The following is a 17,749-nucleotide window of genomic DNA, read 5'->3' as shown; positions in this document are numbered from 1 at the left end:
CGAATCGTCTGTTCGGCGTTCTCTCGATCAAACAAAAGCGCCTTCCTTCGAAGCTTTGATTTTCTTCCCTGAATGTTTTTTCTTATTTTTTTCCCACTGACGAATATGAGGAAGCGAATCGTCCAGCCAGTACGCGGTGGAATCGGTCACAACCAATATTTCCTCCCATTTCACTCCGAACGATTGATCGGCTTGTAAACCCGAATACATCTTTCCTATATGCGGTTCTACCGCCCATAATCCCGGTTCTGCCGGAAATTCGGAAGTTTCAGACCAAAGAGGAGAAGAAGAAGGACTCCAGGGAAGAAAGCCTTTCAACATTTGCGGAACTAAGTAGGCAAAGGTTTGCAACGGAAATCCGAGAAATCTTCCGCCGGGTAAATTATAAGCAGGTAACTTACCGACTTTGTGCCCCAGAACGCCTTGCGGATAGATGGAATGACAATTGACGTATCCGGCGGAACGAATTCGTTCGTCGACTTCTCGGTAAATTTCACCTAATTTTCGTTTTGCGAGGACTCCATTTAAAATCAACTCACGGTATTCTTCCAAAGCGGCCATCGCTCGTTCATGTTCGGGATTTTCGCCAAAGCAAAAGGAATATCCGATATCTGCCGAACGCCCTGCAATGGAAGGGGCAACGTCCAGAATGACCGCCATTCCCTCCCTTAATTTACGATTGGAAGGTTGGAACCTTTTTCCAAAATGAGGCAAGATTCCTTCTCCTTTCCCAAAGTGACGGAAAGATAACGGCCTTTTAAAGCCTCGAAACGCAGTTCGATCTCCGAACCAGGCAAATCCGTAATGAAAGAATGTGGATCCGCCTCTTGCCCGAATATAGTCGTCTATTTTTCGAGCGGCCTTTTCTTCGGTGATTCCGGGATAAAGTTCCTTACGAACGGATTCGACTGCCTCGTATGCAAATGATTGGACCCGGCGATAAGCTTCTAATTCTGATAAAGAATACTCTTCCCTGGACATCGAACGCCTCCGCTTCACTCGAATTCGAACAAAGCGGATTTATCCTAACAGATATGTGAAAAAGGATCGTCCTATCTTATGAAATGCGACCTTTTTTTCTCCATTCTTGAGGGGTCATTTCGGCGATTTTTAAAAATTGAGCGTTGAATGTGGATTTGGAATTAAAGCCTACTTCGTAGCCGATCGACAAAACCGTTCGTTCCTCGTCCTCCAAAAGCATCTTTTTTGCCTCTTCGATTCGAAACCCGTTTACAAACTCGTTGAAATTTTTGCCGTATTTTTCGTTCAAAATCCGAGAGAGCTGGTGAGGCGAAAGAAGCAATCTTGCGGCTAAGTCCTGGATCTTAAGCGCCTCTTCCCGATAGATTTTATCGATTTCCATTAATTCTCGTAATCGTGTCTGAACCGCATCCAGATCGACTCCGGCTATCTGGGTTCGTTCATATCGCTTTTGCTGTATTTCGGATTTTAAGGAGATAAAGAAATTGGGATAACGGGAGGAGAACAAGAAAATTAGTACGATGCCGAGAGTTTGAAAACTTGCACCGACGGCCAATAAATCCGTACTTTTCAAAAAGTAGCCCAACCAGCAAAGTTCAATCGTCGTAAAAATTACCAGCAGAACCGTATAAACGAGAGAGGACAGAGGAATTTCCGTCTCTCTCGAGACTCTCCGAAACAAAATCCAAAGAAGTAACGAGTAAGCCGTTTGGTGAATGAAGCCGAAGACGGAAACAAACGTTAGAAAATCGATTCTGCTTCCATGGACCGCGTTGTATATCGCCTCTCGTCTGAATTCTTCCGGAAGAAACCGGATCGCGAAACATTCTCCCAAAAGAACGAATATTGCGGGCAGAAAGTGAAGTCCTATGGAGATTTCTCGATCAATGGCATATTGAACCATATTTCTAGAAATTAACAAAAGCGCCGGTCCGATTGCCCAAACGGAGGGGAAGAAAAAAATCCAGGGCCAGGTCTTTTCCAAAGCCTCAGGGACCAGGGTTAGACCGATTCGGCTTTCTACCGATGCCAAAAGTAGGGCCAAAAAAAACATACCGCTCGGAACCTTTGATTCCCTTTTTTTTGCCAGTTCCATCAGGGCCAAGAGAAGCGATAGAGCGGTTCCGAACTGGATCCAGAAATGCAGGAAAAACATGGGATTGATTTTCAAAATTCGAGACTCCGTAGCCCGGCGAGGAAAGGAGTAACCTCCGCCGATGTTTTGTCCAGCCGAAAGGGAAAATTCACGAATCGGTTCATGAAGGAAGGTTGACTCTCTCAGCTATCCCTCTTTTCCTATCGGTATGAGCGACTTCGTGGAATTGAAAGTTGGGGATCAAGTTCATCGTATTCCGTTGATTACGGGAACGGATGGAAAGAAGGGAATCGATATTCGTGAACTGCACGATAAAACGGGTCTAACTTCGTACGACCCGGGATTCTTCAATACTGCCTACGCGCAGAGTAAAATTTCGCGGAGAGATCCGAATACGGGAGATCTTCACTATCGCGGTTATGACGTAGCCGAATTAGTGCATTATTCGACGTTCGTGGAAACCAGCTACTTGCTGATCTATGGAGAACTTCCGGACGAAAAGCAATTGAAGGAATTTTCCACCAAGCTTTCCAAACACAGCTTAATCCACGAAGACATGATCAATCTCTTTGACGGATTTCCAGGAAAGGCTCACCCGCTCGCGATTCTATCCGTGATGGTTTCGTCTCTTTCCAGCTATTATCAGGATGAATACGAAGAATATTTGGACAGAGGAATCGATCAGGCAGCGAGGCTCCTTGCGAAGATCCGTACGATCGCCGCTTTTTCCTACAAAAAGATGATCGGACAGCCTTTCGTATATCCGGTGGATAGGCATCCTTATTGTACGAATTTTCTGTACATGCTTTTCTCCCTCCCTTCCGTTAAATACCAGCCTTCGGAAGATCATGATCGAATTTTAAATCAATTATGGATTCTATATGCCGATCACGAGCAAAATGTTTCGAATACGACCGTGCAATTAATCGGTTCCACGCAAGCCAATATCTTCGCGTCGATTTCCTCGGCGATAAGCGCTCTATGGGGATCGAGGGAGGGAGGTCGCCAAGTCGCGGCAGTGGAATTGATAGAAGATATCATCAAATCCAAACTTTCCGTTCCGGAATATTTCGAACGATTTACGAAAGGTCAGGTTCATTTCCATTCCACCGGGTTCGGACACGACGCATACAAAGCGAAAAGCAAACGTTCCATCATCGCCCAAAAATTGTTCTCCGACTTTTACAAACAGAAGAAGTTGGATCCGATCGCGGAAATCGCGTTGCAAGTCGATGAGCATTTAAGCAAAGATCCTTTCTTTATAGAAAAGAACCTATATCCCAATCTGGAATTCTATAGCGCGGTTCTGTTTCATAGTTTAGGTATTCCAAAAGAACTCTTTACTGCGATGCAAGCGATCGGTAAACTTCCCGGTTGGTTGGCGCATTGGAGAGAACAGCGACTTTCGGGAGATTATTCCAAGGTACGTCCTCGCCAGATTTATACCGGCCATTCTCCCAGAAAATATAAGCAGATTTTAGAAAGATAAAAAAAACCGGTCCTTGTTAAAAGGGCCGGCCTGAATAGGTTTCAATTCTGTAAGTTCGTGTTAATTAGACCGATTTTTATCGGATAATGCTTTCAAGAAACCGACGATTGAGCCGATTTCTTCGTTGGAAAGTTCCTTTCCCAGCTGAATGAACGCCATCTTCTTCACGGCTTCGTCCAAAGTCTTCACTTTTCCATCGTGGAAATATGGTCCGGTTAAAGCGACATTTCGTAACGAAGGAACCTTAAATACGTAAAGATCCGCCACATTTTTAGTTAAAGTGAATCTACCCTTGTCTTCTACATTTTCATAGGGATTGACTTGTCCTAATTTACGGAAAGAATTTCCTCCTAAAAGCGGACCGTTATGGCATTGGATGCATCCTATCGTGATAAAGGTATCTAATCCTTTTTGCTCTTCCGAATTTAAAGCCCGATAGTTTCCGTTTTGGAATTCGTCAAAACGATCTTTCGTGATAAGAGTTCTTTCGAACGCGGCAATAGCTTCAGCCAGATTGTCATACGTAATTTTCTTTTCTTGTTTCGGAAACGCTTTCGCAAATAATTCCACATATTCCGGAATCTCTGAAAGTTTCTTTTCCACCGCCGCTTCGGAAGGCATCGCCATTTCACCAGGGTTCAGGATCGGCCCTTTTGCCTGGGCTTTTAAATCCGCCGCTCGTCCATCCCAGAATTGCGCCGCATGAAATCCGGCATTCAAAGAAGTTGGAGAATTCCGATCTCCATTTTTGCCCAGGGCGCCCGGAGACGTAGGTAAATTATCAACTCCTGCACCTTTTCCACTGATATTATGGCAGGAGCTACATGCTTGAGAATCGTTTATGGAGAGTTTCTTTTCAAAGTAAAGTTTTTCGCCGAGTTTTACTAACTCGGGTGTGTCATTTTGAGATCCTGGCATTTTTGCCGGAATCGTTCCGAAGGTCCTTTTTGCTTCTTCCATCAGTAGTTTCGTCTTCTCGGATGGACCGCAGGCCGAAATTGCAAATAGAAGGAAGCCCGTCATCGCGATGAGGCGTTTCTTAATCATCGTTACATCCCCTCAAATTAGAATGATTCTAATGTTTTAGACTTTCCGGCGAAATTGAGTTACTGCAAGCCTTTTTTCAGGCCGATAACGAATCATTTGTCAAGATACGGAAATTTTCCTTTGCTCACTTCACTTTGACTTTTCTAGTACGTCAAAAATCCCCACCCTTGTGGGCGGGGGCCGGAGCGCAGCGGTGGAAAATCGTCTTATTTCACGAAATTAATGCTAAGGCAATCCTTTTCCGACTTAGTCGCGAGTGGGAGCTCATACAAGATGTTAAACTATTTTTAAATTGAAATATTAGAGGATGTTGCGAACGGGCCGATCCGAACTTCAATTCTAAGATTCGTTTAGGTCGGAACCCTTAATTCGAACTCTAGATTTCCCTTTTCCGTGAGAAGAACATAACGCCCGTTTAATTTATCGGTTCTTAACCGAATATCCGAAATTACCGATTCGAATTTATCTTCGTTGGAAACCCCGAACCCCCCTTGAGAAATTCTTAAAAGAACCGATGTACCTTCTCTCCCCCAAAAAAGATGAATCTTTTCCCTCGTTCCTTTTTTCAGAATCTTTCCCGATACCTCCAGGAATATTTTATGCACTTGAAGACATTGATCGATCCGTAAGGATTCGGATACGTTTTGAATTTCGACATGAAGATCTCCCGAACTCGGATTTTCTTTCAGAAATTTCTTCAATTCTTCCTCTATCAATTCCGTCTTCGTTCCTTGATAATTCATTAGAAAAACCATATCACGCACGTTAGTCATCGTGTCGCTCAGTTCGATTTTCAATTTCTGAAAGGATCGATCGTTCTTCTCCTTCGATTCCAACTCATACATCAGAGAACTCAATTCGGAATCCATACTGCGGTTGATTTCAAGAGCCGCCTTCGCCTTCTCTTCCGCGTTATGTTTCAATTGTTCATTATATCGAACCTGTAAATCCGCGAAATCCTTGGATTTTTCAAGATCCTCCGTAAATCGGACCGAAATCAAATATGAATTAAATATAATAAATCCCACCAACCCGACAGGAAAGCTATATGGGAAAAGAATATAGACTTCAAACAGACCGTAAGTCACGTCGTTTATCATTGCGACGACCAAAATCAAACCTGATAAACAAATCGTCTTGGCCTTATTCTCGCCCGCTTTCCATGCAGACCCGATTCCGTATAGGAGAACCGCGGTATAGACCGGCGGGAAATACATAAAAAATGAATATAGAGTGACCACATCCGTTTCGTTCAAAATGGTAATGGCTGCCGTGAATAAGATGGTCGAGCTCATTGCTACGAGCATCCACTTTTCTTTGTATTGACGGGGATACATTTCCCGCATCATTAAGTAAATGATCTGAAAGAAGGCGACTTCACACAGAAATTCCAATCGAATCCTAAAGTCCAACGGCAATTCCGGAATGAGCGAATATTGTATATTAGAAGTTATGAAAGTGTAAAATGAGACCAAAAGACAAAAGATCGCAAAGAGGGCGGGAACAGAATCTTTACGGTAAGAAACGAAAAATACTATATGATATAAACCGACGGAAAAAATCACGCATATCAGAAGAGTATCCCGAAATGCTTCCGTCAATCCGCTCGTAAAAAGAGTATCCGCACCGCCTAAAAGAAAGCCGTTTCTAATTCCTCCTTTTAAAAAATTTCCGCGATAATTGGAAACATTTACAATCAGATCGAATTCCGATTCTTTTATCGGAATGTTTCGGATGACAGGATGCGCGATAAAAAAAGTTCCCGCAGAATTCTCTCCGGTTATCCCGTTCGCAAAAACCTGCTTGTTTCCCAGATACACGGAATAAACTCCAGGAAGCCTAGGAATTCGTAAAACAAGGTTTCCTTCCTTTCCGCTCAGCCGTAAATGAAGTTTATATGATGCATGTCCCATCAACGGGTAGTGACGAGCGTAATCTCTCCAAATTCCCGGTACGGACTCGTATTCTGGCGCTTGCCGAAATTCTTTCCCGGGGTAAAATAGTTCGCCCCACCTAAATTCCCATTGCCCGGCTAAGGGAATAATATTGCCCCAAAGATTCGTTTCGCGTAAATCGATCACTCCGTTGATTGCCCGAACATTGGGAGTTCCATTCGTAGAATCAGCGCATGACATCGAGCAGACCAGCAGAAGCAAAGCGACCGGGACGAACTGGAGTTTTGCGCGATTGTATTTGCGGGAAAAGAAGAGCACTATCCAAATCCATGCTTAGAAGCAGAGAAGGCAAATTAAAATTTCCTCTTGAAAAACTCTTCCGAGACGAAAATCAGCGTTTCTCGATGGACCGATATAATGCCTGTCATTCGAAGAAATGATTCGGAACGAATAAGAAATATTTTAAGAAAGTCATGTTACCCAGGGGACAAAGATTATATTTTCTTTCTAGCTTTCTCGACTTTAAAGGCGATTCCTTGTGCATTTATTTTTGCATCAAAGGCGATGAACCTTTTTTCCTTAGTGCCATAAGGGATTCCGCGCTTTTCTAATTGATCCTCTAAATAAGATAATACTCTAGCCTCACAAAATCCGAGTAGTGAATCGCCTTCCAGGTCCGTTTTTCCCGCTGAAATTAGAATGTGCTTCATTGTCTTCACACCTTCTCTCATTTGTTCGGCACCCGATCTCATGTCCGTCCAGACTCCGAAATGAGTCAGATAAGCTTTCTCCGCGCCTGTCCCGATGATTTTATCTATGGATAAAAGAGCTTCTTCCGGATCGAAGTCCGTAGGAGTTGTAGAAGGATATAAAACAGGTTCGCTCCCGTTCCGAAAGATCCCATAGCCTAGACCGAAAGTATCTCCCGTGAAAATTCCGTTGGTCAGAGAATCATAAATACAAAAATGATGATTGGCGTGTCCGCGAGTATAAATGAATTTGAGAGTTCGATTTCCCCATACCAACTCTTCACCATCATTCATGATACGAACCGAGGATTCCGGTACCGGTTGAATTTTTCCGTACAACTTGTAGAAAGCTTCTTCTCCGTATACCTGAATGGAACTCTTAATCAATCGTTCGGGATTGATAAGATGAGGAGCCGCCTTCGGATGCGCAAGAACTGTCGCATTCGGGCAATGTTTAATCAGCTCACCCGTACCACCTGCGTGGTCAAGATGAACATGGGTAATAATAATATAATCTACGGCTTCCTTTTTCAAACCCTGGTCTTCCAAGGTTTTCAGAAGTTTCGGAACGGCGTAGTTCGTATTATTTTCAACGAAGGCGGCGCGATCACCGTCTCTAACTAGGTAGGCGCAGGCTAACCCTTCTTCTATATATCCGCAATCTATGGTTAGAATCGTATCTGGCATAAGTCTTATGTCGAAGTTTTATGAATCTTGATCTAAATTATGTCCACCGCAAAATATGTTACGTCGTCAGGCAGCCTGAATCCGGCAAATTCGCGCAGGGAAGAGAGAATGGATTCGTTTAGATTTCTCGGACTTCTATTGAATGAATCCCGTAATATATCCAGCAACCTGTCCTCTCCGAACATCTCTCTTCCCGCATTTAAAGCTTCGGTTATTCCGTCCGTATAAAAGAAAAAGCGGTCTCCTTTTTTTAAATCACGCTTCCAAGTTCGCAATACGATTTCCTTTCTCCAGCCTAATATCGGCCCCCTACCCTCCAGGAATACAGGTAGGGAGGCGGAATCCGTTAATACAATCGGAGAAGGATGGCCAGCCAACGAATACCTGATTTCGCCGGTTTTAGTATCGAACAAAGCCGCTACTGCGGTGATAAAGTTCTTTTCGACAACGGGAACCATTCTCGCATTCAAAGACATCAGAAGATCCGCCGGCTCCGGATGCCGCGGAGCTAATTCCAAGAAACTTATCTTCAGCATGGAAGCGATTAGAGCCGCTGAAATTCCATGACCCGCGACGTCGCATAACAGAAATTGCACTTGTCCGTCCCCGTAATCGTGAAAATCGAAATAATCGCCTCCGATCTTTTCAACGGGCACATAGACCGAATTGACGCTAAGTCCCGCGATTTGTCCGTCCAATCCGGGTATCAATCTGGATTGCAATCCGCCGGCGACCAATATCTCTTCGTTTAACAGTCTATATTGTTTTTCTAATTCGTGAGTCCTGCTTTGGACGAGAGTTTCCAAGGAATCATTCAATTTTTTTAAATCCTTTCTAGCTCTTGCGTTTTGGATGGAAATTCCCATAATGCCCGAGAATAAAAAGACTAAGAGTCCGTATTGTGAAAAGAATTCGTTTTTACCGGTTATAAAATCGATGACTATATCCATCACTCCTAAGACGGCGGCGAACAACGCCCCCAATAAAATCAAAGTCGCTTCCGCACTTTTTCTGAATTGAGACGCAAGAACGCCGATTAACGCGGGAATCTTTAAAACCAATAAGACTTCCCAAGCGTATACGAGCATGATTCTCGAATCGGGGTTCAGATCGTATAGCTGCAGGATTCCGAGGATAAGGTCTCCTAAAAGGATACATTTGGAAAAAATTCCCAATCGTCTCTCGAACATTGCATAGACGAAGAGAAGCAGGAAAGCAGGGAATAAGGTTTGGCAGACATAAAAGACTCGTATAATTAGTTCGAAGGATAGTCCTATATAATGAGTCTTGTTGAGAAGGGTTCCTCGCCAGCCGACAAAAAATATCGCGGATAAGGCAAGATAGAGACTCGCATTCGAGTATCGATTCAGGAGATACGCGATCGCTTGCTGTACAAAAATGCCTAAAAACAAAACGGCAATTACAACCTGGAATAAATCCTCGTAGATCAAATCCTCCTTTAGGGAATCGTAATCCCCCACTTTCGGAGTTCCCCGAAAAAGGCCGCAAAAGAGCAAGGACTCTCTGCATTCGATCTCCACCTCTAAGAGGTTTTTTCCCGGACGAATCAAGTCCGTCGGAATCGCGTACAGTCTTGGTCGAAACCAATACGGAATGTATGGCTCAAAACTTCCGGTTTCTCCTATCAAAGAACCGTTCCAATATACCTTATCTGCGGATTGAATTCTGTCTAAATGAACACCCTGCGTAAATCCTTGCTGCAGTTTAGGATATTCGACTTCTACGCGATACACGCCATGAACCGGAGCAGGAAACCCTTGGGAAGTTAGGCTTTCTCCCACTTGAATAGGAACCGATCGCTCGGATTCCTTAACCTGAAATGTCCATCCGTCGACAACCGTCCGAACCGGAACAATCGACTCGATCGATTCACCCAGAACGGAACAAACGAATAGTAGATAAATTACGATCGTTTTCAGCATGGCAATAGGGAGCGTAAGCTAAAGAGTATTGGACCTAAGGCAAGGCTTTTTCGTGCCTAAATCCAGTTCTAAAATTTTCTTTAAACGGGTTGGAGTTCCAGGTCGAACTTTTGATCTAAAAACTCGGACGGGATCGATGCAAGAGCGTCTTGAAGAAGTGTCGGCGGGGGATTCTGATACATTCTTTCCGTAAGAATGCGGCGATACATTCTAGAACCCCGCACTTCATGAAAAGCGCCTAATAGATGCCTTAACATTCTACTCGGCTTCTCGCCTTCCTCGATCCTTTTTTGAACGTATTCCTGCATTTGATGAAAAATTTCCCGACGAGTGGATTGTATTTTCCGCTCCCCAAAAAATTTCTGATCGACGGCGGAAAATAGAAAGGGATTTTCATAAGCCGCTCTCCCTATCATAATTCCGTCCACCTTAGATAGATGCTCGCTTGCAGCATCCAAAGTACGGATACCCCCGTTAAGCTCTAATTTCAAATTCGGGAAATTCCGTTTCACTTCATACACGTCTTCGTATCTTAACGGCGGAACGGTCCTATTTTGAGCGGGACTCAAACCTTCTAGAATTGCGATTCTTGCATGAACGGTGACCCGTACTGCCCCCGCCTCCGAAACGATTCTTACGAACTCGATTAGATCCTCAATATGATCTTTTCCGGGAATTCCTATTCTGCATTTAACGGTAACTGGAATGCGAATTGCTGAATTCATTGCGGCGATGCAATCGCCTACGCGTTTCGGATCCCCCATTAAGCAGGCGCCAAAATTCCCCTCCTGAACTTTATCGCTCGGACAGCCTACATTCAAATTAATTTCGGAATAACCGTATTCTTCTCCGATCTTTGAGGATTCTGCCAACTTAACGGGATCATCTCCGCCCAACTGTAATGCTACCGGATTTTCCTGCGGATGAAACGAAAGATGTCTATGGGTATCCCCTCTCAAAATCGCTCCAGTCGTTACCATCTCGGTGTATAAAAGAGTCCTTTTTGAAATCAAACGCAGAAAGAACCGAAAGTGTCGGTCCGTCCAGTCCATCATCGGTGCGACGGAAATCGGATATGATTGCGGCTCTTTCTGACTTTGGCTCATATCGGTTCCTGAATACGATTTTCAGAATTCGATTGTAAACGTCAAGTCGCTAGAAATCCGCTTGGATTAACGAGATTGATCCGGATTTTAGTCTGTAATGAACGGCAGGAGACGAAATACGGAGGTCCGGAAATGATCGAATGGAAGGAAAACGGCACCCCCGTTTCCGCCGAATTCGATGACATCTATTTCTCGCCCGAAGACGGCTTGGCCGAAACCAAACACGTATTTTTAGACGGAAATCGATTGGAATCCCGCTGGCGCCAGGATCCGTTTCCCGAAAAAAAACATTTTGCGATTTTAGAATTAGGATTCGGAACGGGCCTTAATTTCTTTGCGACTTGGAATCTTTGGAAAACATTAAGAATTCATAATCGATTTTCCATTCTTCGTTTCGTCTCCTACGAGTTGTTCCCCCTTACCGAACAAGAAATTCGGAGAGCGATTTCACATTTTCCCGAATTAACCGAAATCCTCTCCGTTTTTCTAAAGAAATATTCTCTCTTAATCCAAGGTTGTAATTCGTTTCTCTTCGAAGAGGAAGGGATTGCCCTCGACCTTTGGATCGGAGACGCGAGAGAATTGCTGCCCGAGACTTCCGGTCGATTCGACGCTTTTTTTTTGGACGGCTTTGCTCCGTCTAAAAATCCGGAGTTATGGGGCGCTTCGATTACGAATCAATTTTCCCGATTGACGGATAAAAGCGCCACGTTAGCTACGTTTACGGTCGCAAGAATCGTAAAAGATTCGCTTACGAGCGCCGGATTCGCGTTGGAAAAAATTCCCGGATTCGGGAAGAAGAGGGAAATGTTAATCGGAACCTTCATAAAGGATCCGAGCTCGCCGCTCGACCAGATTTTTGTCCGAAGGCTTCCGAAATCACCTCTTCCTAAAAAGGTTGTAGTAATCGGAGCAGGATTGGCCGGTGCAAGTGTCGCTCGCTCTTTTGCAATACGCGGAATCGAAGTGACCGTTCTAGACGACTCTTCTCCGAATCGAGCTTCGAATATTCCGAAAGCTATTTCCCATCCACATATTACGAAATTTAAAAGTCCGACAAGTCTCTGGACAATAAGAGCTTTTGGCCATTCGCTTAGACGCTATCAAGAACTTCTATCGAAAGAGTCGTATGAAACGCCGGGTACGTTTCAACTTGCCGGAAAAGATCTGAATTGGGAAAGAATTTCGGAAGGGATTCGATCACATCAACTTTCGCCCGAAATCGCTCAGCTTCAAGAAGATGCAACGGTTTCTTATCCTTCGTTACCGCCAGAATCACAAGGCGTGCTATTTTCTTCCGGTTTTTGGACCGAAACACCCGAATTGATTTCGAACTTATTAAAACATCCGAATATATCTCTTCAAACTATCCATATTTCAGATATACGTTTGGATCAGGGCGAATGGAGAATTTTATCGGACGAAAATGAAATAGAGACTTCGCCATGTATAGTTCTAGCGAATTCCAACGGAATCGAATCGCTGCTATTGAAATTTTTCGGCGAGCCTCTTTTCTCCTTATCAAAGGTTCGGGGTCAATTACTAGAGCTTTCCATGGAAAACGAGTATGAGAATGATCCGATTTTTGTCGGGGAACATTATATAACTCCGAGCAGGAATAAGATCAGAGTACTCGGATCCACTTTTGACGAGTTCGATTTGGATCCGAACCCGCGAAGCAAAGACCGAGAAAGCCTATTGGAATACGCAAAGGAACTCCTGCCCGGCGAAGTATGGGACCGGGAAAAAATCCGAATTAGCCGCGAATTCGTCGGATTTCGTTCCCAAACGAAGGATAGATTTCCGATCCTTGGAGAATTGCACGATCCGGCCACATTTCGAAAAATATTCACCGGCGTAGGTCTTCCGAAGAACCGAGATAAAAAGATTTCCGTCCCCGCTGCGGTTCCGGGACTCTATGTATTCGGCGGGTTAGGTTCAAGGGGAGTTCTATCCTCCTTGATCGGCGGCGAAACTCTCGCTTCTATCGTTTTGGGCGAACCCTTACCGATCGAAAATAGCTTGTACACCGCATTGCATCCCGCAAGATTTTTATACCGAGCGATTCGAAAGAAGGAGGAGAAATAGGAAAAATGCAAACTTCTATAAAACGATTGCCTCTTCAAAAGAAAGACGATTGGAAAAAAATTCTGAAAGCCTCTTTCGGGTTCGGAGAATTTCGCCCAGGACAATGGGAATCGATCGAGTCCATACTACAAGGAAGAGATGTTTTATCCATTCTACCTACCGGCGGCGGGAAATCCCTTATCTACCAGCTACCTGCCTTCGCTCAAAAAGAACTTCTAATACTAGTTATATCCCCGCTCATCGCTTTGATGAAGGACCAAGTGGATAGTCTGAAGGGAAAAGGATTAGAAGCCGCCTATTGCAATTCCACTCAAGATGAACTTGAGCAAATTCGAATATTATCCGGCGCCGCGACGGGGAAAATAAGGATTCTTTACGTTTCTCCGGAACGTGCAACATCTCGTTCCTTCCTGGATCTCGTCCCGAAATTACCGCTCGGCCTGGTCGCAGTTGACGAAGCTCATTGCGTGTCCCAATGGGGACATGATTTTCGTCCGGAATATCGAAAGCTGCACGCCTTAAGATCCGCTTTTTCGGAAAATATCCCTTGGGTCGCGTTAACCGCTACTGCAACCGATCGAGTTAAGAAGGATATTTGCGATAGTCTTGGGTTGAAAAATCCGACTTCCGTTCAAGGAACATATTCAAGACCTAATTTAAAATTCAGAATCCAGTTTCCGGAATCCGAGAGGGACAAAGAAAAAGAACTTATCGATATTTTAGAAAAAGGTAATTTTCGTAAATCGACTTCAGGTAAGGCTATCATTTACTGCGCGACGAGAGCGAAGGTCGACGACGTTTACGAAACCTTAAAGAAATCCGGATATAAGGTCGGAAAATACCATGCTGGACGAACCGACTCCAGCCGAGAGAAGACTCAAGACGGCTATACATCCGGCAAAACGAACGTCTTAGTCGCCACTAACGCTTTCGGAATGGGTTTAGACAGTCCGAACGTTCGATTAGTCTTACATTACCAGGTTCCCTCTTCGCTTGAGAGCTATTACCAGGAAGCAGGTCGTGCCGGGCGGGACGGAAAAGATTCGGATTGCGTTTTATTTTTTCATACGGGCGATTTAAGCATTCAGAATTTTTTACTCTCGAAGGAAGCGAATTACAAGGGTGGAGAAACGTTACTCTCGCATGTGAAATCTTATGCATCCTCTTCCGCTTGCAGGCAGCAACTTCTTTGCGGTTATTTCGGAGAAACGATCGACCCTTGCGGAGCCTGCGACTCCTGCCTTGAAGGCGATTCGAGCGGGCGAGAGGATTTTCTAGAACGGGAGCGAATCAAGGCCAGGAGGAAAAAGGAGAGAGAATCTCATAATTTCGAATCCGGCGAGATTCAATCTGCGGAAGGCCTATTGGCGGAATATCCGGCTAAATTCGGTAAGAAGATCATCGCTAGCACGTTACGAGGTTCTAAGTCGAAGGATATTCTTCGGCGCAGATTGGATAGATCTAAATTTTACGGAAATCTCTCGCATATACCGGAAGAATCCATTTTAAAGCTCTTAGAAGATTGGTTAACCGGTAAAAAACTTTTAATTAAAGGCGACAAGTATCCTAAGCTATACCTTGCCGCCGGAGGAAAACCTTCCTCGAGAATAAACGGCGAAGAAAGACGAAACGGTAACGTTAAAAAAATTTCTCTCACAGGGGAAAAACTTCTAATCAAAGAATTGAAGAATTTTCGCGATCGAATCGCTCGGAGGCGGAAATGGAAAAAATTTATGGTACTTCAAAACCCCGTGTTAATTCGGATTGCAACGCAGAAGCCTTCCACATTAGAAGATCTGACTTTGATTAAAGGAATGGGAGATTCCAAAGTAAATCAATATGGAAAGGAAATTCTGGAAATTATCGAAAAGTTCGGTTAATTGGAATATCCACCCGCGCGCAAACGAAAACAATTTAAGTTTTCAGAATATTATAGAAGCTAAAAATAGGCAACTATCGGGAAATTTATAAATTCGGAAACGATTCCTGATTCGGAAAAAGCGACCCGACAAAACCATCCTCGTTCGCCTCATGAATTTCCGTTTCCGGATGAGAGAGGCTCAAGCCTAAAAGGCGAATCGGTGAAATCGCATACCCTTGATCGAGCAGGAACTCTTCTAAGAGTTCCTTTCCAAATGAAAAAAACTCCTCGGCAGTCAGCGGCGGAACCGTCAATGTTCTACTTCTAGTTTTAAGAGTAAAATCCGAGAACTTGATCTTCAAAGTGATCGTCCTTCCAGGAAACGACTTCGATGAAAGCCTCTTCTCCAGCTCGACCGAAAGGTCCTTTAATTCAGCCAAAAGATCATCCGTTTTTTCTAAATCCGTAGCAAAAGTAGATTCCGCTCCTAGGGATTTGCGAATCCTATCGGATAAAACCGGTCTTTGATCGATACCCCTTGAAATGGAATAGTACCAGCGTCCGGTTTTTCCGAAATTCTTCAGAAGAAATTCCAGAGACTGCCGCTTCAGATCGCTTCCTTTGAAGATTCCAAGAGCATGCATCTTTTTTAATGTAACTTTTCCCACTCCTGGAAATGCCCCGACATCCAGAGATTCAATGAACATTTCCGTTTCTTCCGGACGAATAACGGTTAATCCGTCAGGCTTCTTAAAATCCGTAGCGACCTTTGCGGCAAATTTATTAATCGCCACTCCGGCGGAAGCGGTTAAGTTCGTTTCGGCTTTAATCCTGGCTCGAATCTCCTTTGCGATTTCCGTCGCAAACGGAATTCCTTTTTTATTTTGAGTCACGTCCAAGAAGGCTTCATCTAACGATAACATTTCGACCAAATCGGTATATTCTAAAAATATGATTCGAATAGCGGTCGATACTTCCTTGTAAACTTGGAATCTAGGAGAAACAAAAATCGCTTCAGGACAAAGACGATATGCCTGCGAGCAGGGCATGGCAGAACGGATCCCGAATTTCCGCGCTTCATAACTAGCAGCGCATACTACTCCTCTGGAATTTGGAGGACCTCCTACTACCAGCGGCTTTCCTCGGTATTGGGGAAAATCCCTCTGCTCCACCGAAGCGAAGAAAGCATCCATATCGATATGTAAAATCTTACGAAGCACTTGCCTGGAAAGTCATACTATACATATAAATAGCTATGTCAAGGTTATTCCATCGTTCGTAAATAGGTCAATATATGGATTTCTTCCGAACCATTCTCTTTTAAAATGCGACTCGCTTCGTTAACGCTTGCACCTGTCGTAAACACGTCGTCCAATACTAAAACTTTCTTCGGGCATTTTCCCCTCCATTCATCTCGAATAGTCCAGGAATTTCTGGCATGAAAAAAACGGTCGGCGTAGCTTTTTCCTGCCTGTCTCGTTTTACTTATCTTTTCAAGAGGGCGTATGCAAGGCAGATTCAAAATTTCTTCCGTGCGAAGTAGAAGTTCCCGCATCGGAGAGAACGGGCGAGTGGAAACCGTTCCGAACCAAGATGGGGATGCACTAGGCAATAGTAGATAGGCTTGCAATCCTATATCTTTCCAATTTCTTAATACACGCTTTGCGCCTAAGCTGAGAAATAAGGAGAGCGGATAGGCCGATTGTCTCTTAATTTTATTTAACGCTTCCGCGAAAAGGTCGGTTCGCTCTTGTAAGAAAACCGCTCGTGTAAAAAATACGTTTCGGGAAAGACAATAATCGCATTCTCCGGCCTTGGTCTTCCAAGAACAAACGGGACATTTTGGGTACTTCGAAGTACCCTTTGCGATAGTAGCGCATTCTTTACATAGACCGGAGCGACGGGAAAAGAAATCTTCTCGACCGCAAATGCCGCAGAGAATCGGGTAAAAGTAATTTAAAGCTTCGTAGGCAGCCTTTTTGATCATATCTAATGACGGGTAAAAAAAAGAAATGATCGCGAATTTTTTCCGAATTTTAAGACGACTAGGGTTTCGGATTCCTCTTCTTGATCCATAATCCGTAGAGAACTCCGACCGTGAAGCCGGCCAAAAGAATGATTATTACTTTCCAATCCAAAATAGTATCACCTTAAAAATCTCCGACCATTCGGTAAATGCTTGATCAAGATATGCAGCGAGTTCTACACGAAATCGACAAACACAATTTACGAAGGTTCGACCTCATATAAATGGGTTCATTTTTCATTTCATTATTATTCCAATATATAATCCGACTCTAAGATTCTCGGACAATAAGTAAAGATAGTTCCCAAATAATGCCTTGCCAAAGAATGAAACAACCACTCACCCGCTGATCGCTTCACATCTAAAAAATTCGTATTCGCAAAGCCGTTTCGCTCGAAGAACGAATCCAGACTCCAATCTTCCTCTCCCGGCATTACTTGAATTTTTAACATTGCATAAAAAGCGCCGGATACCGGATCAAAACGAAAGACGATCGATCTCCCTCCCGACGGATTGCGTATCGTAAATGTAGCCCATCCGCCTTTCGGTCCGGATTCTTCGGATTTCAGTTCATATAATTCATACTGAAATTCCTTTTCATCGCCGAAGAATTCTCTATACGCGGTTCGAAACGCGTCGGAAAATTCCAACTTTGTTTGCAAAAGAGGATCCTCTTCAGGGTTCATACGGCAAGAATTTCGTAGGGAAACGGATCCTTCAAGGGAAAATCAGCGAACCGTTTCCCGTAAAATTGTTAAACGAAACTTTCGATTTTCGATAG

General features: G+C 44.0%; 13 protein-coding genes. 3 read left to right on the top strand and 10 right to left on the bottom strand.

What is annotated here, in order from left to right:
* Nucleotides 1-27 precede the first annotated feature (27 nt).
* Together LEP1GSC058_RS16860 and LEP1GSC058_RS16855 are read right to left on the bottom strand one after the other, a co-directional pair.
* Complete coding sequence (locus tag LEP1GSC058_RS16860; protein ID WP_016549391.1) at nucleotides 28-981, bottom strand: M24 family metallopeptidase; 954 nt, start codon at nucleotides 979-981, stop codon at nucleotides 28-30.
* 76 nt (nucleotides 982-1,057) lie between these two features.
* Nucleotides 1,058-2,152, bottom strand: coding sequence for a helix-turn-helix domain-containing protein (locus LEP1GSC058_RS16855; protein ID WP_016549952.1), 1,095 nt, complete (start codon nucleotides 2,150-2,152; stop codon nucleotides 1,058-1,060).
* 133 nt (nucleotides 2,153-2,285) lie between these two features.
* Between LEP1GSC058_RS16855 and LEP1GSC058_RS16850 the strand changes: the two genes are divergently transcribed.
* Nucleotides 2,286-3,566, top strand: a complete 1,281-nt coding sequence (locus LEP1GSC058_RS16850) for a citrate/2-methylcitrate synthase (protein WP_039948483.1) — start codon at nucleotides 2,286-2,288, stop codon at nucleotides 3,564-3,566.
* A 60-nt stretch (nucleotides 3,567-3,626) separates the two neighbouring features.
* On the opposite strand, the gene LEP1GSC058_RS16845 is transcribed toward LEP1GSC058_RS16850, so the two are convergent.
* The 5 genes from LEP1GSC058_RS16845 to dusA all read right to left on the bottom strand — a co-directional run bounded on the left by LEP1GSC058_RS16845 (nucleotide 3,627) and on the right by dusA (nucleotide 10,993).
* Nucleotides 3,627-4,613, bottom strand: coding sequence for a cytochrome-c peroxidase (locus LEP1GSC058_RS16845; RefSeq protein WP_016549750.1), 987 nt, complete (start codon nucleotides 4,611-4,613; stop codon nucleotides 3,627-3,629).
* Nucleotides 4,614-4,963: 350 nt separating this feature from the next.
* Nucleotides 4,964-6,826 (bottom strand): 7TM-DISM domain-containing protein, encoded by a 1,863-nt coding sequence (locus LEP1GSC058_RS16840; protein ID WP_084680421.1) that lies wholly within the window; start codon nucleotides 6,824-6,826, stop codon nucleotides 4,964-4,966.
* A 176-nt stretch (nucleotides 6,827-7,002) separates the two neighbouring features.
* A complete protein-coding gene (locus tag LEP1GSC058_RS16835; RefSeq protein ID WP_016550453.1) occupies nucleotides 7,003-7,944 on the bottom strand; it encodes an MBL fold metallo-hydrolase in 942 nt (313 codons plus the stop codon).
* Between the two features lie 32 nt (nucleotides 7,945-7,976).
* Nucleotides 7,977-9,887 carry a PP2C family protein-serine/threonine phosphatase gene (locus LEP1GSC058_RS16830; RefSeq protein ID WP_016550954.1) on the bottom strand — a complete coding sequence of 637 codons (1,911 nt, stop codon included), beginning with the start codon at nucleotides 9,885-9,887 and terminating at the stop codon, nucleotides 7,977-7,979.
* 80 nt (nucleotides 9,888-9,967) lie between these two features.
* A complete protein-coding gene (gene dusA / locus LEP1GSC058_RS16825; protein WP_016549384.1) occupies nucleotides 9,968-10,993 on the bottom strand; it encodes a tRNA dihydrouridine(20/20a) synthase DusA in 1,026 nt (341 codons plus the stop codon).
* A gap of 132 nt (nucleotides 10,994-11,125) precedes the next feature.
* Between dusA and mnmC the strand changes: the two genes are divergently transcribed.
* Both mnmC and LEP1GSC058_RS16815 read left to right on the top strand, forming a co-directional pair.
* Entirely contained in the window at nucleotides 11,126-13,081 is a 1,956-nt protein-coding gene (gene mnmC / locus LEP1GSC058_RS16820) for a bifunctional tRNA (5-methylaminomethyl-2-thiouridine)(34)-methyltransferase MnmD/FAD-dependent 5-carboxymethylaminomethyl-2-thiouridine(34) oxidoreductase MnmC (RefSeq protein WP_016550642.1), read from the top strand.
* A gap of 5 nt (nucleotides 13,082-13,086) precedes the next feature.
* Complete coding sequence (locus LEP1GSC058_RS16815; RefSeq protein ID WP_016549676.1) at nucleotides 13,087-14,961, top strand: RecQ family ATP-dependent DNA helicase; 1,875 nt, start codon at nucleotides 13,087-13,089, stop codon at nucleotides 14,959-14,961.
* An 85-nt stretch (nucleotides 14,962-15,046) separates the two neighbouring features.
* Here LEP1GSC058_RS16815 and dinB read toward each other — a convergent pair whose 3' ends face one another.
* From dinB to LEP1GSC058_RS16800, 3 genes are all read right to left on the bottom strand, one after another.
* Complete coding sequence (gene dinB / locus LEP1GSC058_RS16810; RefSeq protein ID WP_016550918.1) at nucleotides 15,047-16,162, bottom strand: DNA polymerase IV; 1,116 nt, start codon at nucleotides 16,160-16,162, stop codon at nucleotides 15,047-15,049.
* A 44-nt stretch (nucleotides 16,163-16,206) separates the two neighbouring features.
* A complete protein-coding gene (locus tag LEP1GSC058_RS16805) occupies nucleotides 16,207-16,929 on the bottom strand; it encodes a ComF family protein (RefSeq protein WP_016549870.1) in 723 nt (240 codons plus the stop codon).
* A gap of 287 nt (nucleotides 16,930-17,216) precedes the next feature.
* Nucleotides 17,217-17,654, bottom strand: coding sequence for a hypothetical protein (locus LEP1GSC058_RS16800; RefSeq protein ID WP_016549857.1), 438 nt, complete (start codon nucleotides 17,652-17,654; stop codon nucleotides 17,217-17,219).
* Nucleotides 17,655-17,749 lie beyond the last annotated feature (95 nt).

The sequence above is a fragment of the Leptospira fainei serovar Hurstbridge str. BUT 6 genome, from assembly GCF_000306235.2.
In the GTDB taxonomy this organism is placed as follows: domain Bacteria; phylum Spirochaetota; class Leptospiria; order Leptospirales; family Leptospiraceae; genus Leptospira_B; species Leptospira_B fainei.
The sequence above is the reverse complement of the archived record's forward strand: the minus strand, read 5'-3'. Positions and strand labels throughout refer to the sequence as shown.